The 21,804-nt window shown below is 62.4% G+C and carries 20 protein-coding genes; 5 read left to right on the forward strand and 15 right to left on the reverse strand.

What is annotated here, in order from left to right:
* Positions 1 to 15: 15 nt before the first annotated feature.
* Entirely contained in the window at positions 16 to 1,224 is a 1,209-nt protein-coding gene (locus P3T42_RS11990; protein WP_429306299.1) for a CaiB/BaiF CoA transferase family protein, read from the reverse strand.
* Positions 1,225 to 1,525: 301 nt separating this feature from the next.
* Here P3T42_RS11990 and P3T42_RS11995 point away from each other — a divergent pair, with 301 nt between their 5' ends.
* The 3 genes from P3T42_RS11995 (at position 1,526) to P3T42_RS12005 (ending at position 5,057) form a co-directional block, all read left to right on the forward strand.
* Positions 1,526 to 2,755: a Fic family protein gene (locus P3T42_RS11995; RefSeq protein ID WP_429306150.1), complete on the forward strand. Its 1,230-nt coding sequence runs from the start codon at positions 1,526 to 1,528 to the stop codon at positions 2,753 to 2,755.
* 567 nt (positions 2,756 to 3,322) lie between these two features.
* Positions 3,323 to 3,898 carry an ANTAR domain-containing response regulator gene (locus P3T42_RS12000; protein ID WP_074295136.1) on the forward strand — a complete coding sequence of 192 codons (576 nt, stop codon included), beginning with the start codon at positions 3,323 to 3,325 and terminating at the stop codon, positions 3,896 to 3,898.
* Between the two features lie 10 nt (positions 3,899 to 3,908).
* Positions 3,909 to 5,057 (forward strand): CmpA/NrtA family ABC transporter substrate-binding protein, encoded by a 1,149-nt coding sequence (locus tag P3T42_RS12005; RefSeq protein WP_429306151.1) that lies wholly within the window; start codon positions 3,909 to 3,911, stop codon positions 5,055 to 5,057.
* A gap of 124 nt (positions 5,058 to 5,181) precedes the next feature.
* Here the strand turns inward: P3T42_RS12005 and P3T42_RS12010 are convergent, their stop codons facing one another.
* The 12 genes from P3T42_RS12010 to P3T42_RS12065 all read right to left on the reverse strand — a co-directional run bounded on the left by P3T42_RS12010 (position 5,182) and on the right by P3T42_RS12065 (position 18,075).
* Positions 5,182 to 6,123 (reverse strand): choline ABC transporter substrate-binding protein, encoded by a 942-nt coding sequence (locus P3T42_RS12010; RefSeq protein WP_074295134.1) that lies wholly within the window; start codon positions 6,121 to 6,123, stop codon positions 5,182 to 5,184.
* Between the two features lie 43 nt (positions 6,124 to 6,166).
* Positions 6,167 to 7,171, reverse strand: a complete 1,005-nt coding sequence (locus P3T42_RS12015) for a GlxA family transcriptional regulator (RefSeq protein ID WP_429306300.1) — start codon at positions 7,169 to 7,171, stop codon at positions 6,167 to 6,169.
* Positions 7,172 to 7,296: 125 nt separating this feature from the next.
* A complete protein-coding gene (gene choW, locus P3T42_RS12020; protein ID WP_074295133.1) occupies positions 7,297 to 8,199 on the reverse strand; it encodes a choline ABC transporter permease subunit in 903 nt (300 codons plus the stop codon).
* Positions 8,192 to 9,361 carry a quaternary amine ABC transporter ATP-binding protein gene (locus P3T42_RS12025; protein WP_074295132.1) on the reverse strand — a complete coding sequence of 390 codons (1,170 nt, stop codon included), beginning with the start codon at positions 9,359 to 9,361 and terminating at the stop codon, positions 8,192 to 8,194. The genes choW and P3T42_RS12025 overlap by 8 nt, the downstream gene beginning before the upstream one ends.
* Positions 9,362 to 9,605: 244 nt before the next feature.
* On the reverse strand, positions 9,606 to 9,968 hold the full coding sequence (locus P3T42_RS12030; protein ID WP_074295131.1) for a BON domain-containing protein: 363 nt from the start codon (positions 9,966 to 9,968) through the stop codon (positions 9,606 to 9,608).
* 118 nt (positions 9,969 to 10,086) lie between these two features.
* Complete coding sequence (locus P3T42_RS12035) at positions 10,087 to 11,523, reverse strand: efflux transporter outer membrane subunit (RefSeq protein ID WP_429306152.1); 1,437 nt, start codon at positions 11,521 to 11,523, stop codon at positions 10,087 to 10,089.
* 8 nt (positions 11,524 to 11,531) lie between these two features.
* The gene (locus P3T42_RS12040; protein ID WP_074295129.1) at positions 11,532 to 13,106 is read right to left on the reverse strand and encodes a DHA2 family efflux MFS transporter permease subunit; all 1,575 of its coding nucleotides are present in this window, start codon (positions 13,104 to 13,106) and stop codon (positions 11,532 to 11,534) included.
* An 18-nt stretch (positions 13,107 to 13,124) separates the two neighbouring features.
* Positions 13,125 to 14,231 carry an HlyD family secretion protein gene (locus P3T42_RS12045; protein WP_074295128.1) on the reverse strand — a complete coding sequence of 369 codons (1,107 nt, stop codon included), beginning with the start codon at positions 14,229 to 14,231 and terminating at the stop codon, positions 13,125 to 13,127.
* A 74-nt stretch (positions 14,232 to 14,305) separates the two neighbouring features.
* Positions 14,306 to 14,656: a MarR family winged helix-turn-helix transcriptional regulator gene (locus P3T42_RS12050; RefSeq protein ID WP_429306153.1), complete on the reverse strand. Its 351-nt coding sequence runs from the start codon at positions 14,654 to 14,656 to the stop codon at positions 14,306 to 14,308.
* Between the two features lie 229 nt (positions 14,657 to 14,885).
* Positions 14,886 to 15,821 (reverse strand): LysR family transcriptional regulator, encoded by a 936-nt coding sequence (locus P3T42_RS12055; RefSeq protein WP_429306154.1) that lies wholly within the window; start codon positions 15,819 to 15,821, stop codon positions 14,886 to 14,888.
* 231 nt (positions 15,822 to 16,052) lie between these two features.
* Positions 16,053 to 16,862 carry an alpha/beta hydrolase gene (locus tag P3T42_RS12060; RefSeq protein ID WP_429306155.1) on the reverse strand — a complete coding sequence of 270 codons (810 nt, stop codon included), beginning with the start codon at positions 16,860 to 16,862 and terminating at the stop codon, positions 16,053 to 16,055.
* Between the two features lie 178 nt (positions 16,863 to 17,040).
* Positions 17,041 to 18,075: a LysR family transcriptional regulator gene (locus tag P3T42_RS12065; RefSeq protein WP_083640288.1), complete on the reverse strand. Its 1,035-nt coding sequence runs from the start codon at positions 18,073 to 18,075 to the stop codon at positions 17,041 to 17,043.
* 256 nt (positions 18,076 to 18,331) lie between these two features.
* Here P3T42_RS12065 and P3T42_RS12070 point away from each other — a divergent pair, with 256 nt between their 5' ends.
* Positions 18,332 to 18,913, forward strand: a complete 582-nt coding sequence (locus P3T42_RS12070) for a TetR/AcrR family transcriptional regulator (protein ID WP_074295124.1) — start codon at positions 18,332 to 18,334, stop codon at positions 18,911 to 18,913.
* 42 nt (positions 18,914 to 18,955) lie between these two features.
* Here P3T42_RS12070 and P3T42_RS12075 read toward each other — a convergent pair whose 3' ends face one another.
* Positions 18,956 to 19,759: an SDR family NAD(P)-dependent oxidoreductase gene (locus P3T42_RS12075; RefSeq protein ID WP_074295123.1), complete on the reverse strand. Its 804-nt coding sequence runs from the start codon at positions 19,757 to 19,759 to the stop codon at positions 18,956 to 18,958.
* A 148-nt stretch (positions 19,760 to 19,907) separates the two neighbouring features.
* Here P3T42_RS12075 and P3T42_RS12080 point away from each other — a divergent pair, with 148 nt between their 5' ends.
* Complete coding sequence (locus P3T42_RS12080; protein ID WP_429306156.1) at positions 19,908 to 20,861, forward strand: GlxA family transcriptional regulator; 954 nt, start codon at positions 19,908 to 19,910, stop codon at positions 20,859 to 20,861.
* Between the two features lie 34 nt (positions 20,862 to 20,895).
* Here P3T42_RS12080 and P3T42_RS12085 read toward each other — a convergent pair whose 3' ends face one another.
* A complete protein-coding gene (locus P3T42_RS12085; RefSeq protein ID WP_429306157.1) occupies positions 20,896 to 21,717 on the reverse strand; it encodes an NAD-dependent epimerase/dehydratase family protein in 822 nt (273 codons plus the stop codon).
* Positions 21,718 to 21,804 lie beyond the last annotated feature (87 nt).

Raw genomic sequence — 21,804 nt, forward strand, 5'->3', positions numbered from 1 at the left:
CTTCGCGGTGCGACGTCAGATAGCGCCGTCTTCTCTTAAGCGCGCAATCGCGCCGGCATCAAAACCGAGACGCTGCAAATGCGCATCCGTATGTTCGGACAGATGCGGCGCGCGCGAGACGGGTGCGCCGCTCGACAACTCGCCATGACCATCGGCAAAGCGAAAGCCCGCGCGGGTCACCCGCTGCACGGTGTCGCCGTCCTGCAGTTCATGTACGAAACCGCGGCCGGCCAGTTGCGGCTGGCCGATCGCCTCCGGCACGCTCAGAACGAGCCCAGCCGGCACGCCCGCCGCGGTCATGCGCTGCTCCCAGTTGCCGGCGGTGTCGAGGGCGAGCGCGGCTTCGATTTCCTGCTTCAACTCCGCGCGATAACGCTTGCGTGTATTGCGCTCGCTAAAGCGCGCATCGTGCGGCAGATCGGGGCGGCCGATCAGTTCGCACAACGCAACAAACTGCTTGGTCTCGTTGGCGGCGATATTCAGCATGCCGTCGCCGCAGACGAAGGTTCCGGACGGGGCCGCTGTGAAGTTTTCGTTACCCATTGGTGTGGGGGTCACGCCGGCGTTCAGATAATTGGACACGACCCAGCCCATGCTGGAGAGCGTCGCCTCAAGCATCGAGACATCGATGATCCTGCCCTCGCCGGTGCGTTGCGCGGCCAGCACCGCGGCGCAGATCGCCAGCGCGGCGTTCATGCCGCCCACCGTATCCGAGACCGGATAGCCAACGCGCAGCGGTGCACTTTCGGCGTCGCCCGTGACGCTCATCGCGCCCGACATGCCCTGGATGATCTGATCGTAAGCCGGACGGTGCGCCAGCGGACCGTCGTTGCCGAACCCGGAAATGGCGCAGTAGACAAGACGCGGATTCAGTTCGAGCAACGATTTCGCGCCCAGACCCAGCCGGTCCATGACGCCCGGGCGGAAGTTTTCGACCAGCACGTCCGCGTCGGCCACGAGCTTGCGCAGGATGTCCTTGCCGGCCTCGTGCTTGAGGTTGAGCGTCATCGACTCCTTGCCCGCGTTCACGGCCACGAACGACGCCCCCATATTGCGCGCCGAGGCTTGCGGGTCCGCGCCCAGACGCCGGGCCAGGTCGCCGCCGGTGGGGTTCTCGATCTTGAGGACAGCGGCGCCGAGCAGCGCCAGCTGGTAGGTGCAGAACGGACCGGACAGCACATTGGACAGATCCAGCACGCGGATGCCGGAAAGCGGAAGGGAAATCATGACGAGCCTTTTTGAGTCCTTTGAATGTCGTTCTATCTGACAGAATGATGTTCTATAATTAGATGAGGCGGATCGTAGTCCTCGTGGTCACGGAGTGGGAATAGGGGTTACCCCCGAGTGGATAAGGGCGTAGGGGATGAATACGTCGCCGCCGGCGCGTGGCAAAGACCGCCTGAATATCTACCAGAAGATCGACCACGACATCAACCACAAACCGTCTATGTATTTGTAATAAAAGGATTTTTTGTGCTATAATTTTTTTGTAAGATCCACCACGAGATCCGCCAAGAAAGTTGCCATGGATAGCATTGAATCAAAATATCCGTACCACGCGGTCCATCAGATGCATCCACTGCTTCCCTCGGACCCGAAACTCAATAGCTTGCGCCCGGTGGCCGCCGAGGTAATCGGGCAAGCCAAAGATCTGGCCGCTCATGGAATGCCGCATCTGCGCGATTTATTGCGTGAAGCGCTACGTCCCATGAATTCGTACTACACCAACAAAATAGAAGGCCAGCACACTGAGCCTCTACTGATCGAGCAGGCACTCCAGAAGGATTTTTCCAGCAAGCCCGCGGAAGCACGCAAGCAACGCATCGCGGTGGCTCATATCGCTACGGAAAGGTGGGGAGAGGAAACATTCCCGGCCTGGGACTCCACTACGCTCTTCGAGGGCAAGGTCCCTCAAGCCATTCATCGCCATCTGCATGATCAGCTGTCGCCGGACGACCTCGTGCAGATGGACGACGATGGCAATGAGGAGAAAATTACGCCGGGAGTGTGGCGAGACAGAGGCGTCAAGGTCGGCACGCATATCCCTCCCGATCCGGCCACCGTGGCGAACTTTGTCGAAGAGTGGCATCGGGCATACCGTTATGCCCGGGCGGGAGAAACCGCCGTGATCGCCTTGATGGCGGCACACCATAGGCTGGCGTGGATTCACCCGTTTTTGGACGGCAATGGCCGTACTGCACGGTTGCATACGCATATCGGACTGTCGGCGCTGGGTCTGACGCAAGGACTCTGGTCGCCAATGCGAGGCCTTGCGCGCGAACACACGGCTTACTATGAACATCTGGCGGCGGCCGACGCACGCCGCAAAGGCGACTACGATGGCAGAGGTGTATTGAGCGAAAGCGGTCTGGTGAAATTCATCTCCTTTGCCATGAATATCTGCCTCGATCAAATCAGGTTTATGGACGGCATGTTGCAGATGCAGGCATTCGAAGCCCGGCTGGCGCAGATGCTCGCGGCCGAAGCAACCAAAGAAGACTACCGATACCTGAGAACCGAAGCGGCACAACCGCTTGCTTATCTCGGAACCGTGAAGTCAATGGACCGGGCGAGATTCAAAGGGATGATGGGCCTGCCCACGCGAACGGCCGATCGTGCCCTCGCGGATCTGTTCAAGCTGGGCATTGTCCGCTCGAGAACGCCCAAAGGGCCGGTCGAACTCGCGCTGCCGATCGGGCTGTTCCGCTATCTTTTCCCACGACTCTGGCCGGAAGCGGAGTCGAATACCGCCTGACACCCGCACGCCGTGCGTCGTATCGCGACCAGCTCCGCGATACGACGCATGCCGAACACGCGCCAGTTCAGTGCGCATCACGTACCTCGCACCGTCATCGTGCATGCCGCCCCGCTCCTCCGCTCCGCTCAGGCAATCCTCCCCGCCCATCCCCACGGATGGCATACCGCTTGCTTAAACCTCACGGTCCTCCGCAAAGGCGCGGAAGGGCATGAGTGGAAACCGCACGGCGCAAGGCCACCGTCACCGGCTCCACCAGGCACAACAGCGTCTTCCCCGGCCCCTTCTTTACCAGCCAGAAAGACGCCGCTTCGTATTTGAAGTCGGGCAATGACGTTCGACGTTCATCGCATCCGGTCCCCATCAGACCGGATGGCGATTCGACGACGGAACCTTCATGAACCGCAGCACCAGGCCTCATAGCCACTCCCCTCCACGGCGTCCCGCACGGCTGTCGTCCAACAAGCGCAGCCGCGCCGCGCCAGGCTGCAGCCCTCGCCAGCCGGAACCGCGCAAAACTGCTAAAACCCAAGCTGAATCCTTGATGTCGCTGACCCGATTCGAACCATGCTGCGTGTATTACTCGTAACCGATACCGACAAGCCGATTGGCGATCTGCGCGATGCCCTCGCGCGGCTCGGCTACGACATGCTGGCCGGCACGACGACCTCGCAGGCGTTGCATCGGCGGGTCGAAAGCGAGCGGCCGGACGTGATCATCATCGACACGGAATCTCCATCGCGCGACACGCTCGAACAACTGGCGGTCATGAAGGCGACCGCGCCGCGCCCCGTGCTGATGTTCAGCAACGATGCCAACCAGCAACTGATTCGCGATGCCGTGAGCGCCGGTGTCACGGCCTATCTCGTCGAAGGCCTGGCCACCGAGAAGCTCGCACCAATTCTCGAAGTGGCGCTCGCCCGCTTCGCACAGGAAAGCCAGTTGCGCGAGCGGCTCGCCGAAGTCGAAAACGAACTGGCCGAGCGCAAGCTGATCGACCGCGCCAAACGTCTCCTGATGGATCAGCAAAAATTGGCCGAACACGCCGCTTATGCGAGCCTGCGCAAGCGTGCAATGAACCAGGGCGTCAAGCTCGCCGAGATCGCGCGCCAGATCGTCGAGGCTGCGGACCTGCCCAAATGAAGCGTGGCTCATGAACCAACCTGCTCCCCTTACCCCACCCTCCGCGCCCACGCGGCTCGAGAAGACGCATCTGCGGCTCGGTTTTGTGTCGCTTGCCGACGCGGCGCCACTCGTGGCCGCGAAGCTGCTCGAGTTCGGGCATGCCCACGGCCTGACACTCGAACTCTCGCGTCAACCTTCATGGGCCGCGCTGCGCGACAAACTGCTAGCCGGCGAACTGGATGCCGCTCATGCGCTATACGGCCTGCCCTATGGCGTACAGCTAGGCCTCGGCGGTCCGCAAACGGATATGGCCGTCCTGATGGTGCTCAACCGCAACGGCCAGGCCATCACGCTATCGAACCGTCTTGCCGACGCTCTGGCCGAACAGCGCACGCTGCCGCAAGCCCTCGCCACACTCGGCCGCAAGCCGGTCTTCGCGCAGACCTTCCCGACCGGCACGCATGCCATGTGGCTGTACTACTGGCTCGCTTCGCAAGGCGTGCATCCGTTGCGCGACATCGAAAGCGTGGTGATACCGCCACCGCAGATGGTGCCCGCGCTTGCAGAAGACCGGCTGGACGGACTCTGCGTAGGCGAACCGTGGAATGCCGCCGCCGAAGCGCGCGGCGTCGGCCGCACGATTGCCTACAGCAGCGAAATATGGCCCGATCATCCGGAGAAAGTGCTCGCCTGCCGGCGCGATTTTGTGAGCCGGCACCCCAATACGGCGCGGGCACTGGTCCAAACACTGCTTGAAGCCTGCCGCTGGCTGGATGGTCCTGGACATCGCAACGAAATTGCACGCTGGCTGGTGCGGCCGGAATTTATCGGCATCGATGAAGCGTTGATCGCGCGACGGCTCACGCGCGACAGCGTGTCGCCGGAGTCCAACAGGTTGCCCGTGCGCTTCTTCGAAGACGGCACGGTCAACTATCCGCGCGCGGCCGACGGCGTCTGGTTTCTGACGCAATACGAGCGTTGGGGAATGATCGCGCGCCGCGACGACTATCGGGAGATCGCGGCAGCCATCAATCAAACGCAGTTGTATCGTGAAGCGGCGCACAGTATCGGCATTGCGATTCCGGCTGAGACCGCCTCGCAGGTTCTGATAGACGGCCGCGTGTGGGACGGCAGCGATCCGCGGGAGTATGCGAACGGATTCGAGATCCGCGCATGATCAGGGCAATCGCGCCGCATGATAGAGGACGGATCGCAGATAACTACGCAGCAAAAAAGCACGGGGCGTGTGCCGAACCCGCCGGCCCAACTCACGCCCCGCTACATGGAGACTTCGTTGCAGCTCAGTGCGCGGCGATATACGACTTCACGGCCGGCAAGCCCGGTTTCCCGTCGATTGTCGTCACGCCCGCCAGCCACTGATCCAGCACCTGCGGATTCGCCTTGAGCCAGCTCAACGCGGCCTGATTCGCGTCGGTCTTGTTCATGATCGGCACCATCACATGGTTTTCGATGGCCGTGGTGAACTGCAGATTCGACACCAGCTTCGCCGCATTCGGGCAGCGCGCGGCGTAGTCCGGCGGCGTCGCCGTGAACACCTTCGCTTCGCCGTAGTTCGGCCCGAACACATCGTCGCCGCCGGCCAGATAATCGATCTTCATCTGCACATTCATCGGATGCGGTTCCCAGCCGAGGAACACGATCCATTGCTTCTCGCGAATCGCCCGGTTCACTTCGACCAGCATGCCCGCTTCGCTCGATTCGACCAGCTTGAATTTGCCGAGGCCGAACTGATTGCCGTCGATCATCTTCTTGATCAGCGCATTGCCGTCGTTACCCGGTTCGATCCCGTAGACCTTGCCGTTGAGCTTGTCGGCGTACTTCTGGATATCGTTGAAGTTCTTCAGGCCGCCGTTATACACATAGTCCGGCACTGCCAGCGTGTATTTCGCGCCGGTCAGGTTCGGCGTCGCCAGTACCTTGATCGTGCCCGCCTTGACGAACGGCGTGATGATCGGGTCCATGGTGGGCGCCCAATAGCCGAGGAACACATCGATCTGCTTGCTCTTGATCCCGGCAAACGTAATCGGCACCGAGGCGATGGTTTTGGTCGGGTGATACCCCAGACCTTCGAATACCGTCGAGGCAAGACCGGTGGTCGCCGCGATATCGGTCCAGCCCACGTCGGCGAAACGCACGTCGCGGCATACGGCCGGATCGGCCGCATGGGCCATTGCACTTGCCAGCCCCAGTACGCAGGCTGCGGCCATCAGCTTTCTATTCATCTTCTTTCTCTCCACGCTTGTTGTTGACTTGCTTGCTGTTGATTTAATTGGGTTGGCGACGCTCGACGCTCGGCGCATGGCCGAATTGCGCCCGGTATGCCTTGCTGAAATGACAGGGTGAGTGAAAACCGCACACGGTCGTGACGCGTGCGATCGAGGCATCGGTCGTGCGCAACAGATCGCGGGCGCGGCGCAGACGCAACGTCAGGTAGTAATGCGTCGGCGATACGCTCAGATAGACCTTGAACATGCGCTGCAGATGGCGCTGCGAAAGCTGCACGAGACGCGCCAGTTCCTCGAGCGAGAGCGGCTCTTCGATATTCGCTTCCATCAACCGCACCACTTCGATCAGTTCGGCACGGGAAAAACCCACCCGTGCGTCGACCGGAATCGGCTGCGGGTCGCTCGCGCTCCGAATGCGTTCGAGAATAAATTGTTCGGATACCTGAGCAGCGAGACTTTGTCCGAGGCGGCTTTCCACCAGATTCAGCATCAGATCGAGCGGCGCGGTGCCGCCGGTGCAGGTCAGACGGTCGCGGTCGATGACAAACAGCTCGTCGGCGAAATGCACGCGCGGAAACTCCTTGTGCAGCGTGGACAGATCCTCCCAATGCACGGTGCAACGATAGTCGTCGAGCAGGCCCGCCGACATCAGCGCATACGCCCCCGTGCAAATGCCACCCAGTGGCACACCCTGCTCCGCCACATCGCCCAGCAGCGCCTTGACGTCCGAATCGACGGCGCTGCGGATCTGCGTGCCGCCGCAGACGATCAGCACATCGGGCATGCCGGCCTCTTCGAGCGTGCGGGTCGGCTTCACGGTGATGCCGTTGCTGGCCCGCGCGGGGACGCCGTCCGGGGTCAGCACCGACCAGCGGTAATGCTGCGCACGGCCGACATAGTTAGCCATCCGCAAGACTTCGATCGCACTGGTAAAGGCGATCATCGAAAAACTGGGCAGCGTCAAAAAACCGAAATGCGCAAGACTCGACAACGGCGCGTTGAGGCGGGCCGATTCAGTCGTAGCAGACGTCACGTCGCGCTCCATGATGCACAGGGTGAGTTTGTCCATCGCGAAGGCCCGAAGGCCTTCGCGATGCCTGAGTTGAGTTTGGTTTTACCTGGCCGGGCTGGGTTTGGCTTAGCCCGGCCTTGAACTGCCGCTTGCCGAAATCAGCTTTGCACGGCCGGCTGATCGCGGCGTACCCGCATCACCTGGCGCAAGCCTGCAAAACGCGGCACATTCGCCGCGCCCGGCGAGCGGCCGAAGCTCTCGGTGATACGGTCCAGAATGATCGCCAGCAGCACGACCGACAGGCCGCTTTCGAAGCCGAGTCCAATGTCGAGCCGCTGGATACTCGCCAGCACGTCGTTGCCGAGACCGCCTGCGCCGACCATCGAAGCGATAATCACCATCGACAAGGCCATCATTATGGTCTGATTGACGCCCTGCATGATCGAAGGCAGCGCGTTAGGAAATTGCACCTTGTAGAGCAGTTGCCACGGCGTGCAACCGAAGGCCTGACCCGCTTCGACGATCTCGCGGTTCACATGGCGGATGCCGAGACTCGTCAGGCGCACGGCGGGCGGCATGGCGAAGATCACCGTCGAGAGAATCCCCGGCACGCGGCCAAGGCCGAACAGCATCGCAGCCGGAATCAGGTAGACGAAGGCCGGCATGGTCTGCATCAGGTCGAGAATCGGCCGCACCACCATCGCCACATGCTTGTTCTTGGCCGTCCAGATGCCGAGCGGAATACCGAACAGCAAGCTGATCAGGGTCGACGACAGCGTCAGTCCGAGCGTAATGACGGTTTCGTCCCAGAAGCCCGTCGCATAGATCAGCAATAGCGCGAGCGTGGTAAAGAACGCGAAGCGCCAGCCCACCCGCCACAGGCCGATGCCGATAAAGAACGCCATCAGCGCCCACATCGGAATCGCCTGCAGGCTATGCTCGATCAGCGCGGCGAAGCTCTCGATGGCCTTGCCGATCGCGTCGAACGTATTCGCGTCGTGGTCGAGCAGATAGTGAACGGAATCGTCGACCCAGCGGCCGAGCGGGATGATCTCAGACATGAGAACCTCGATTGCGCGTAAGAATCTTCAGGACGGCGGCTTGATTGACGGAGCCGCAATAGCGGTCTTCGTCGTCGACAACCGGCAGCGCGGTGGCGTTGGCACAGACGCGCGAGACCACATGCTCCAATGACGCACCGCGCGAAATGCATTCGACCTTGCGCAGATGCGGCGCGGCGTTGCCGATCGCATCGCGCGTGACGAAACCGCGAATGCGGCGTTCGGCATCGAGCACGAAGGCGTATTCGGCGCTGCCGTTCAACGAAGCCGCGACGCTCGATACATCCAGATTGCGCACCAGCGGGATATCGTTGGTCTGCATCAGATCGCCGGCGGTCAGATAGCGGCTCGTATCCACGCCTTCGAAAAACGCGCGAACGTAGTCGTCCGCCGGGTTGCTGATGATTTCCTGCGGCGTGCCGATCTGCACCACCCGTCCGCCTTCCATAATCGCAATGCGGTTGCCGATGCGCAGCGCCTCTTCGAGATCGTGCGAGACGAACATGATCGTGCGGCGCTGGTTCTTTTGCAGTTCCAGCAGCACGTTCTGCATTTCCTTGCGCTTGAGCGGATCGAGCGCGGAGAACGCTTCGTCCATGATCATCAGCGACGGATTGACGGCCAGCGCACGCGCCAGACCCACTCGTTGCTGCATGCCGCCGGACAATTCGGCGGGCAGCTTCTGCGCGAAGGTTGCGAGGCCAACCTGTTCGAGCACACCGAGCGCGCGCTTTTCGCGTTCCTTGCGGCCCACGCCGGCCACTTCGAGGCCGAACGCCGCATTCGAGAGCACCGTGCGTTGCGGCATCAGCGCAAACGACTGGAACACCATGCTCATGTCGGTACGGCGCAGCGAGGTCAACTCGGAGCGGCGCACGGCGGCAATGTCGCGGCCATCCACCAGCACCTTGCCGGCCGTCGGCTCGACGAGGCGGTTGATCAAGCGGATCAGCGTCGACTTGCCGGAACCCGACAGGCCCATCAAGACGAAGATCTCGCCTTCCTGAACGTCGAAGGAGACGTTATGAACCCCGACCACGTGGCCGGTTTTCGCATGCACTTCGTCCTTCGTGGAGCCGCTGGCCAGCATATCGAGCGCCAGCTTGGGATTAGCCCCGAAAACCTTACATAAACCTTCGACCACGACCTTTGGGGAATTCATTGAATCCATCTCCTCGTGGTGCAGGCGCCGGCCCGCACTGTGTACCCACATAGTTGCCAGAAAAAACCCCGACAGGCCGACTAATTGCGACAGACGCTTGCGCAAATACGACACGGGGAAAAAAGCACGGGCGTTAGCGGCAGGCGGATCGCCTTGCCGGGCGGGCGTTTGAGGAGATGATGCGATGCGCCATGGCTCGTTTGCCGATGTCGCGTTTTGGAAGGTGGGTGTGTTCAGCCCCTCCCTACCCATTCCCACCATGAAACAGCGTGAGCTTGTTCGAAACCGACGTCACCCCCGACACCGTATGCGCAACCTGCTCTGCCTGCGCGATCTGATCGCCGGTATCGACGGTGCCGGACAGGGTCACCGCCCCGCTGCGCGCTCGCACATACACGTTCGAGACATTAAAGCCCTGGGCTTTCGTCAGCGCGCGGCGCACGGCCCGCGCAAGCGCACGGTCGGCCTTGGAGGCGGCCTTTTTACCACTCGGCATGGAACCGTTGTCCATTCCGGCCATCGCATCGCTTGCCTGCGCATAAGCGGCCACCGGCATGGCAACGGCTACTGTCAGACATAACGCGCTCAAGATTCCGACTGTCTTCACGTTCTTCTCCTCTGCTGGCTGCAAGTTCGCGTGCCTCGCCACGGCGAAAACAGACGCAGGGCGTGCGGCACGCGGTCCATGGTCAATCTAATTCATCGGCTCGCAAAGTGCAAAGCATTCAGCCGCCCGTCGCATGGCCGTTTGCAGCCAGTGCAGGCTCACCCGCCTGACTCCACCCGCCCCCAAGCGAGCGGTACAGCGCGACCGCAGCCAGCGCATGCTCGCGCCTCGCCTGATTCAGCGAATCGGAGTCCTGCAGATAGGTCTGCTGCGCCGACAGCACATCAAGGAAGTCGGTTGCACCACCCTTGTACAACTGGTTCGCCAGCTTGAGCGATTGATCCGAAGCCCCCAATGCGTCGGTCAGCTTTTGCGTCGACGCCGTCGTGCTCACCAGATCGCTGCGAGTGTCTTCCACTTCCCTGAGCGCCTGCAGCATCGTCTGCTGCAGATTCAATTGCGATTCGCGCATCTTGCTTTCGCTCTGCTGGATATCCGCCGTGATCCGTCCAGCGTTGAAAATCGGGCTGGTGGCATTCAATGCCGCGCTGAACAGGTTGTCGGTCAATGTCGGGAGCCCGAGATACGAAGCCGCCAGCAAGCCATCGCTCAGATTCAGATTGAACTTCGGATAACGTTCCGCCTTCGATACCCCGACTTCGGCTGCACGCTGCTCAACGGCCGCATAGGCAACCAGCACATCGGGACGGCGCAGCAACGCTTCGGACGGCAGGGTTGTCGGCGCCGCGCCTTCCGGGTTGGGAATCGGGCTGGGCGTGGCCAGCACCAGCTTGTCCACGGATTCCGGCGTGCGGCCCGAATACACGGCAATCAGGCTCAGTTCGTGTTCGATCGTCGATTGAGCACGCGGGATCCGCGCCTGCAATTCATCGAGCTGGTTCTGCGCGCGGGCGACATCGAGTTGCGTCGACAAGCCATACTTGAGACGCTCCTGAGTCAGTTGCAAAGCGCGCTGACGGATGACCTGGTTATCCTGAAGAATCTGCAGTTCCGACTGCGCCCAGCGCAGATCCACATAGGCCGATGCGGTATTGGCCGCGAGCGCGAGCCTCAGTGCGTCCTCCGCATGTTGTTGCCCAACGAGTTGCGCCTGCGCGGCCAGCAGATCGAGCCGCTCGCCGCCGAACACGTCCGGCGACCAGTTCAGCGCAAGACCCACGCCGCCCTGGCGCACATAGCCTAGCGGCGGCGGCGTGTTGATGCGGCTATCCGCGGCGGTAGCCGTCGCATCGAGTTCCGGCAGCAGCACCGCATGCTTTTGCGTGATGATGGCTTGCGCCTGTTTGACGCGTTCCACGGCGGCCTGCAGATCGAGGTTGCCGGTGAGCACGGAGTCCACCAGTTGGTCGAGCACGGGGTCGCCGAATTGCGACCACCAGGTCTTCGCGTCCACCGCATCCTGCGGCGCCTCGACGCTCCAGTTGAGCGGCGCGGTCGTTTTGACGGTGGCCGGCAGATCCGCGTGAGTGGCCGGCTGGACCGCACACGCGGCCACCGAAAGACAAGCCAGAATTTCTACGATGAGCTTCTTCATGATAGGCCTCAATGTGCGTCCGGCGGCGGCGCACCGTTAGAGAAAGGTTTGGAAAACACCAGACTGGCTATCGCGACAATGAAGCACAGCGACAGCACATAGAAGGTGTCCGAGTAGGTCAGCACCAACGCTTCGCGCAACACCAGCGCATGAAGATCGGCAAGCCCGGACTGGGTCGTATTGAGGACGTCGCCGGCCACGGACGACCAATGCGCGCTCTGTTCCGTGAATGTGGACTCCACTTCCGGACGGCCCACGGTGACGCTTTCGTTGAGCCGCAGATAGTGGAAGTTGAGACGGTCGTTGAGCATGGTCGCGCTGACCGCAATGCCGATCGCACCGCCCAGGTTGCGCATCAGATTGAACAGCCCGCTGGCCGACTTCAGGCGCGACTGCGGCAGCGATCCCAGTGCCATCGTGACGATCGGCGGTATCGCAAACTGCTGGCCGATACCGCGCAACGCCTGCGGCAACAGCAGTTGCTGCCAGCCCCAATCGTGCGTCAGCGGTACATACAGGTAACAGCCGAGGCCGAAGCAGATCAGGCCGAACAGCAACAACAGGCGCATATCCACAAACCGCGCCACCCACGCATAGACCGCCAGCGCGAACAACTGGAACACGCCCACCGACAGCAACGCGGTACCGATCTGCAATGAACTGAAGCCACGCACCTGACCCAGAAACTCCGGCGTGAGAAACACCGCCACAAAAATTCCGATCCCCGTGATGAACGACAGCAAGCTGCCGATGCCGAAATTTCTCACCACCAGCGCGCGCAGATCGACGATGGGGTCCTCGGTAGTCAACGCATGGACGATGAAGAGAAAGCCGCAGATCGCCGAGATCCATGTACAGGCGATGATGATGTGATCGCCGAACCAGTTCTTGCGCGGCCCTTCTTCCAGCACATATTCGAGGCAGCCGAGAAAGCCGCTCATCAGCAGGATTCCCAGGTAATCGCCTTTTTTCAGCAGCGGCAGGTCGGGCTTGTCGATATTCACATACTTCGGCACCAGAGCAGCCACCGCCACGCCCGGCACGACGTTCAGATAGAACAGCCAGTGCCACGACCACTGGTCGGTGATCCAGCCGCCGATTACCGGACCGATCGCCGGTGCGAGCGAAGCCAACGCGCCAATCGTGGTGGAGGCCACCAGACGCTGCTTGCCCGGGAACAGCACAAAAGCGGTGGTGAACACCGTCGGGATCATCGCGGCGCCCATGGCGCCCTGCAGGCCGCGAAACAGGATCATCGAGTTGATGTCCCAGGCGATGCCGCACAGCATGCTGGTAACGGTAAATCCCACCGCGGAGGCAACGAACAGCCAGCGCGTCGAGAACACTTTGGAGAGCCAGCCCGACATCGGGATCACGAGAATTTCCGCAATCAGATAGGCGGTCTGCACCCATGACAACTCGTCCTGACTCGCAGACAGTCCGCCGCCGATATCCCTCAGCGAGGATGCGACGATCTGGATATCCAGGGTTGCCATAAAAAATCCCAGGCACATGAGCGCGAATGCAAATACGCGTTGCCGCATGGGCTGGGATGCGGGATCGAGCGAAGGAGCGCTTGTCATGATGGAGGTCCGGTTCGCTTAGTGACTGCTCGACGCTTGCGAGCCGTCGGCCAGATGCACTTCGACGGTCGCCGACAGGCCGGGACGCAACACGCTCTCCATCCCGCGCGGCACATTCAGGCGAATCCGCACCGGCACGCGCTGCACGATCTTCGTGAAGTTGCCGGTGGCGTTTTCAGGCGGCAACACGCTGAAGGTGGCGCCCGTAGCAGGCGCAAGGCTTTCGACATAGCCGTGCAGCGGCAGGCTCGAAGCGTCGAGCGCGACGTCGGCCTTGTCGCCGATCTGCATCTTCTTGAGCTGGTCTTCCTTGAAGTTCGCGTCGACCCAGAGGTCCGTAGAAGGCACCACGGTCAGAAGCGGCGCGCCGATATTGGCAAGCATGCCGACCCGCGCCGTGCGATTGCCGATATACCCGTCGACCGGCGAGCGGATCGTCGTGTAGTCGACGTTCAGTTGCGCCACCCGCTGCTCCGCCAGCGCCGTGTTGACGCGAGCCTGCGCGTCGGCGATCTGCGCACCGAGCACATCCAGTTCGCGCTGCGCGGCAAGCACCGCTGCGCCGCTGCTCTGCACCGAGGCCTGTGCCTTGGAGAAATCGGCGTCGGCGCGCTCGACGATCTGGTTGGACACCGCATCGTCCTTGACCAGCTCGCGATAACGCGTCTGGTCCTCCGCGCTGCGCGTCAATTCAGCCGACGAGGCCCGAACTTCCGCCTGATGCTGATTGATCACCGCGGCCTGCAAAACCTGCTTCGCCTGTAACTCCGCGACCGCCGCGCGGGCGCTATCCACCTCGGCGGTGGCCTGCGCGAGTTTCGCGTCGTAGTCGCGCGCATCGAGGCGGATCAGCACCTGGTTCGCGGCAACATGCTGGTTGTCCTGCACGAGGATGTCGGTGACGAAGCCGTTGACCTTCGGCGCCATCACCGTCACGTTGCCGCCGACGTAGGCGTCGTCGGTAGATTGCTCGAAGCGCAGGACGAAGAACCAGTAGCCCGCCGCCGCGGCCAGCACCAGCGCCACCGCCCCGTAGGCAAGCCGCATCCACGGAATACGCCCGGCCTTGGCCGCCTCGGCGGACGGCTTGGGAACGACAGAAGCAGGAGTTGAAGGACTCGACATGATTTCACCTGTGTATATGCACTACATTGAATGGAAAACTGCAATTGCTACCGGGGCCAGCGGCCCAATCTTCTTTAGGTTTTCGAAACGTCGCGTGTCAGGCGGAACAGTTCGCGTCGGAGCAGGGCCGCCTGTTGCGGTCCGAACTTGCGCTCAAACTCGTCCTGCGCCGCAAGCCAATGCGTCATGGCCTGATCGAGCCTCGCGCGGCCGCTTTGCGTCAGAACCAGCTGCAAGCGCCGCGTGCCCTGCCCGTCCGGTTCGCCGGCGATCAGTCCGTTGCGCAGCAGGGGCCTGAGCGCGCGCACCAGCGTGGTTCGATCCATCACCATCACCTGCGCCAGTTCGAGCATCGTCAGCGGCGCGCCGCGGCGCAGCACGGTGAGAATGCTGAATTGAGTAGGCGTGACCTCTGCTTCAGACAAATGCCGCTCGTAAAGCTGGGAAATATGCCGGGCGGCCTGACGAATCGCGAAGCAGTCGTCGTTTTCGGGTGAGTTGGTGTGCATGTGCACAGAGTAGTGATGCCGCTCGTGCGGATCAATCTCGCAGGGGCATCTGATTGTTGTGACGGCGACAAGAGTCAGGCCGACGAGGGCCGCTAACCGGGCGCCGTGGCGCCGGCTACATCGGCCAATGGCCCTATCGTCAGAATTATGGCCTGATCTTGAGATCGGATGACGCCGGGATAGCCGACACGTCGGCAAAGAACTCCGCTGCGTGCTCGACGAAGGCTTTCACCTTGGCCGGCAACAGCGTGCGCGTGTTGTAGGCGATCCGCAGATCGACCGACTGGTCGATCACTTCGAATTCTTCGAGAATGGCCACCAGTCTGCCGCTGGCCAGTTCGGCCTGGGCCAGCGTTGCGGGCAACACGCCGATGCCGAACCCCTGCAGCACCATCTCGCGATTGAACACGGCGTTATTCGAAGCAATGTCGTATCTGAGCGGGATCAGCAGATCCTCCGGCCCGAGCCGGAACGTCAACTGCGGTTTGCGAAACGCCGGCGAAAGCGCCACAAACGTATGGTCGACGAGCTCGGATGGATGCGTGGGTCGCGAATGCTGTTTCAGATACTCCGGCGTCGCCAGGATAGCGAAGTTCATGCGTTCGAGCAGGCGCGTCACCACGGTGTCGGTACTCAGCATGAAAGGCAGCACGATGCCGAGGTCATAGCCGTCCGCAACCAGATCGACCGGCCGCTCCGTCAGCGTCACGTCGAGACTGACTTTGGAATGCTTGTGCTTGAAGGTGGAGATCAGCGGCACGAGCCGGTTGACGGTGGCCGTCGTGTGCGCGACGAGACGCAGCACGCCGCTCGGTTCGCGGGTCTGCGCCGAAGCCTCGGCTTCGAGCACTTCGAGATCGTCGAGGATCCGCGCGCAGCCTTCGTAGAAATGTTCCGCCGCCTCGGTGAGCGAGACCTGCCGCGTGGTGCGATTGAACAGCCGGCTGCCGAGACGGCGTTCGAGTCCGGAAATGGAGCGCGACACGATCGGCGTGGTCAGGCCGAGCATATCCGCAGCGCGCGTAAAGCTCCTCGCTTCGACGACCGCGCGGAAGACCCGCAGACTCTCCAGATAATCCATAAGGCACCTTGTGGTGGGCTCGTGAGTGAGTGAGCGGTTGCCGGATGGCGCCGCACGTCCGCACGCTGGCACGTTCGCATGATCGAATGTGAGACTGAGCGTCCGCAGATTACCGCATAGTGGGGTGGGCTGGGCAAGCCGGGAAAGCGTTTCGTTTCGGTTGGAGTCCGTTGCGAACACGCCGCTGAAATTATGGGCACGTGTGCAGCGGCGGCACGTCTTGGCCCCGGGTCAAACGGGCTGAGGCTCGCGCAACTGCCTCTGCAGGAATGCGACGAGGTCGGCCAGGGCCTCGGCATGCGTGGCCAGATCGTCGCGTGACGTCTCCGTATAGCGTAGCACTTCGGTGAGAACCCCGGCACGGGTCAGCGCGGCCGCATAGGTCTCGGCCTCCACGCGCAACGAGTCGTGCTGCGCGCTGGCGATCAGCGCGGGCGGCAGCCCCGCGAGCCGCCAGGAATCGAGCGGCGCCGCATAAGGATGCAGCCGCTGCGTCGCATTCGGCAGATACTCCCGATAGCAGCGCGCGCACTGATAAAGATCGAGGGTCGCTGGGGTTTTGCTGTGATGGGCGATGCGGGTCATGCTCGGATCGAGCAACGGCGCCAGCAGGGCCTGGGCTGACACCATCACCTCGGCCCGGTCGCGCGCAATGGCGGCGACGCAGGTCGCGAGATTGCCGCCCGCATCGTGGCCCGCAATGCCAAGCCGGCGCGGATCGGCGCGTTGCGCGCGGGCATGGCATACGGCCCATTGCAAGGCGCGGTAGCCGTCTTCAGGCGCAGCGGGAAACGGAAACTGCGGTGCGAGCGAATAGCCGACCGATACGACCCACGCCGGCGTAGCGCGAGCAATGTAGCGCGCCGCCGTATCCGCATCGTCGAGCGTGCCGCCGATAAAAGCGCCGCCGTGGAAATACACGACCACCGGCAAAATCAAGCCATTCGATGCCGGCCGGTAGCTGCGCAGCGTAATGGGCTGCGCATGCCCCGTGATGCGAACATCCTCGATACAAAGTCCAAGATCCAGCGTCGACACCATGTCTACCGTCGGGCGCGCTCGCGCCGTCCTCCTTGTTTGCGATGACGGCTATTGTGGTGCTCAAGAGGCGCGGGATAAAGCCCTGTGGAACCGAAACACAATCTCGGGATACCGAATAATCCGCTACAGCATCAGCACCCTGCCCGGTCTGCTTAGGATATCTACGGATACGGCCTGCTCAGACCGCCAATGCCGCGTTATCCACCGACACAGCCGGCGCAGGCGCACTGCGCCGGATGGCCGGCGCGGACGCGGGCACTGCCGCCGGCGCCATCGTCGGCAGGCAACGCTGTTCGGCGTCTTCCTGACCGGAGAACAGCGGGCAACGGCCGAACAGTTCCGCCACCCAGTCGACGAACACCCGCACCGTGGGCGACAGATGCCGGTTGTGCGGATACACCGCCGAGATCGGCAGCGGCGAAGGCTTCCATTGCGACAGCACCTCGACCAGTTCGCCGGAACGCAGATGCGGCAAGGCCATAAACCGCGGCGCCTGCAGCAAACCCACGCCCTTCAGGCCGCTCGCGACATAGGCCTCGGCGTCGTTCACGGCAATGTTGCCGCGCATCTTCACTTCGACGGTCTGATCGTCGACCCCGAAGGTCAAATCCACCACGCGCCCGGTGCGGCTCATGAAGTAATTGACAGCCACGTGATCCTGCAACGCCTCGATCGTCTCCGGCGTGCCGTGTTGTTCCAGATAAAGCGGGCTCGCCACCGTCACACGCTGGAAGACCCCAATCCGCCGTGCGACCAGACTCGAATCCTGCAGCGTGCCGATGCGGATAACGCAGTCCACGCCCTCCTGGATCAGGTCGACGGGTTTGTCGCCGAAGCCGACCATCAGCTCGATGTCCGGATAGCGCTCGTGAAACTCGTCGATCTTGGGCATCACCACCAGCTTGCCGAGCGCGCTCGGCATATCGACGCGCAGTCTGCCGCGCGGCGCCCGCCGCGCATGGGACAAGGAGCTTTCCGTCTCCTCGATGTCCGCCAGAATGCGCACGCAGCGTTCGTAATAAGCCGCGCCATCCGGCGTGAGGCTCAGACGCCGCGTCGTGCGCTGCAACAGCCGGACCTTCAGATGCGCTTCGAGATTCTGGATGATGGTCGTGACCGACGCACGCGGCAGATCCAGCGTATCAGCGGCGCGGGAAAAGCTGTTCGTCTCCACCACCCGCGTGAACACTTTCATTGCTTGCAGCCGGTCCATATACCCATCCCTTTGAGCGTTTCAGGTTTGCCCGGCGGCCCGGGCGGTGCTTGTTGCGTGGCCTGCGGCAGTGCGCAGCCTGCGTGACGCACGCAATACGCTCATTTCCCGCCAACCAATACGACTGTCCGTATTAAAATGGAAGCGTCCCACGAAGTCAAGGATTCCCCTGGTCCTACCAAGGCCACTGTTTCCGGCGCCGGGACGGCGTTCAGCGTTGACGCCCCAATATGGACGACCGTACAATTTAGCCACTATGCCCAGACCCTCACATCGCGGAAAGATCCTCGCCGAAGGCCTCAAGGTCGTTCATGAACGCGGCTTTGCGGGTGCCAGCGTGCGCGACATCGTCCAGGCCGCGGGGGTGCCGCAAGGGTCGTTCACGAACCACTTCGCCTCGAAGGAAGCGTTCGGTCTCGAAGTCCTCGAGCTCTACTTCGCCAACACCCGCGACATCCTGCGCGACACGTTGCGCAACGACGCGTTGCCGCCGCTCAAGCGCCTTGGCGACTATATCGACTGGAGCATTTCGCGCCTCTGCGTGAATCAGACGCGCAACGGTTGCCTGCTCGGCAACTTCGCACTCGAGGCGAGCGACCATAGCGACGCCATTCGCCATCGCGTGGTGGAGATTTTCGCGGAGTTGCAGCAGAGCTTCGAATACTGCCTGGCGTCGGCGGCCAAGGCGGGCGAACTGCCCGCGGATTTCGATTGCAACGACGTCGCCGGTTTTATCGTCGCGTCGCTGCAAGGCTCCATCCTGCTCGCCAAGGCACAGCGCAGCCCGCAGCCGGTGGTGCGCTTCAAGCATCTGCTGTTTTCGAAAATCCTGCGCTGACCGCATCGCCAGGGTGTCGCCCTGGCAGCGGCTCACCGAGCCTTACTGGCGCACACCATAACGCGCCGCCGGCTCACTGCGCGACAGATTGGGCCCGAGCGCGGCACGCGCCGCCTCAAACGCCGCCCAGTCGGCCGCATCCGGCAGCGACGGCACCGTAGCCAGTTCGCCCAGGTCCAGTCCGGCGAGCGCGGCGTCGACCAGATCGTCAGCGCTCATCACAATGCCTTGCGGCAGGTTTTCGACCGGATGTCCGGCAATGTCCCAGAACTCGGTGCGCGTCGCGCCCGGCAACACGGCTTGCACGCGGATACCCTTCGACGCAAGCTCATGATGCAGCGACTGGCTAAGCGCCAGCACAAAGGCCTTGGTGCCACCGTACACGCCATTCAGAACTTCCGGCGCCACGGCCACGATCGAAGCGATATTGACGATCGTGCCGGCGCCGCGCGCCACGAAGGCCGGCGCGATCGCGTACGTCAGCCGCGTGAGCGCGGTCACGTTCAGATCGATCATCGCTTCCATCGTGTCCACATTGGACACCAGCAGCGGACCCGCACCGCCAACGCCGGCATTGTTCACCAGCATCGTGATGCTCGAATCGGTGCGCAGAATCTCTTCGATGCGGCGCACGTCGGCCTTGTTGCCGAGATCCGCGGCGACCACTTCGATCGAGCGGCCGGTCGCCGTCGTCAGGCGATCGGCCAACTGGTCGAGCCGTTCGCGATTGCGCGCGACCAGAATCAGGTCATAGCCGCGGCGAGCCAGGCGATCCGCGTAAATGGCGCCGATTCCTGAAGAGGCGCCGGTGATGAGAGCCGTGCCCTTGTGTGCTGTGTCGTTCATCGAATTTCTCCTTGGTTTCATGAGCGCCGACCCGTGTCGGCCTGCATGGAAAGGAGATTAGGCTCATAATCGGATGTCTCCAATGTCATAGATGCCACTTTTCAGGACATCCGCTGCGACACCCTGACGACACCCCAAGGACACGCCCATGCTACGTATCGGAATCGTGCTGTACCGCGGCTTCCAGGTCATCAACCTGGCCATCACGACGGTCTTCGAATTCGCCAACATGACGGCCGGCAAGGCCGTCTATGAGGTCGTTCTGCTCTCGGAGCATGGTGGACCGGTGCAGACCTCGGCCGGCTTCGCGGTCGAGACCCAGGCGTTCGACGACAGCCGTTTCGATACGGTGCTGGTAGTCGGCGACAACGAGGTGATCGAACCCGGCCCGGCCCTGATCGCCTTTTTGCAGCGCGCCGCGCAGACCTCGCGGCGCATCGGTTCCACTTGCACTGGGGCGTTCAATCTGGCGCAGGCCGGCTTGCTCGATGGCCGGCGCGCCACCACTCACTGGTTTTTCGCGGCACGCCTGCGCCATGAGTACCCGGAGGTGAAGCTGGAGGAAGATCGCATCTTTATCATCGACGGGCCGGTGTGGACTTCTGCAGGCATGACAGCGTGCATCGACCTCGCATTGGCATTGGTCGAAAAGGACGCGGGCGCCGAGGTCGCGCGGCTGGTGGCGCGGAAGCTGGTGGTCTATCACCGGCGGGCCGGCGGACAGTCGCAGTTCTCAGCGCTGCTCGAACTGGAGCCGCGCTCGGATCGCATCCAGACGGCGCTCGCTTATGCGAAGCAAAATCTTCATACCGAACTGTCGGTCGAGCAGTTGGCCGATGCGGCGCATTTGAGTCCGCGGCAATTCAGCCGCGCGTTCCGGGCGGAGACCGGCCAATCGCCGGCGAAGGCGATCGAGCATCTGCGTATCGAGGCTGCGCGTCTGATGCTCGAATCGGGCCTGCATCCGATTGAAGTCGTGGCGCGCGATACGGGTTTCGGCGATCGCGAGCGGATGCGTCGCGCGTTTCTGCGCGCGTTCGGGCAGCCGCCGCAAGTGATCCGGCGCGCCTCGCGGGGAGGCGCTGAGCCGGAGCGGGTGTGAGCGAAGGGCTGATGTTCGTCTGCGACTGGCCGACTCAGGACTGCGGCAACGCCACCACGAAGGGGCCACCCTGAAACTGCTGGGCCGGGTCGTCGAACTCAACGGTCGGCGCCTGAACCGGAAACATCCCATCGAACTGCGCTGAACTGTCCTGCGGCCGATAGCCGAGGAACGCGGCCTTGGTGTTGTCCCACCATGCCACCCGATTGTTCGACACGCCATACACGATCGCATGTCCCACGCGGTTCGTGAACAGCGAGCAGCGCACCAGTTCGACAAAGTCGCGATAGCTCAGATAGGTCACCAGCATGCGCGCGGTCTTCGGTACTTCGAACGACGAACCAATCCGCAGACAGACCGTCTCCAGACCGAAGCGGTCGAAGTAATAGCGCGACAACGATTCGCCGAAGCACTTCGTCACCCCATAGAGACTGTCGGGACGCAAAGGCGCATCGGCATCGATCACCGTGGTGGTCGGATGAAAACCGATTGCGTGATTGGAGCTCGCGAACAGCACACGCTTCACGCCATGCTTCTGCGCCGCCGCGTACAGGTTGTACACGCCGCGAATATTCGCCTCGAGCAGATCGTCGAACGGCGCATCGACGGAAATGCCGCCCAGGTGCACCACGGCGTCGACACCTTCTAGCAGCGCATCCACGCCCGCGCGGTCGGCGAGATCCAGCACCACATGCTCTTCATGCGCGACCGCGTCGCCGACCGGTGTGATATCCGACAGCCGCACCACATCCGCCCATTGCGCCAGCGCGCTGCGCAACTGGCGGCCGAGATTGCCGGCCGCGCCGGTCAGCAACAGCCGTCGAAACGGCTTGCCCATCGATTCCTGCTTGCTCATCCTTGCTGCTTCTCCGTTCTTGCTGCTGCCGTTCAGCGCGTCATCAGCGCGTTACCACGTTGCTGCGTTTAGAGCATTGCCGCGTGG

The organism is Paraburkholderia sp. GAS38, assembly GCF_050434965.1.
Lineage (GTDB): Bacteria > Pseudomonadota > Gammaproteobacteria > Burkholderiales > Burkholderiaceae > Paraburkholderia > Paraburkholderia phenazinium_A.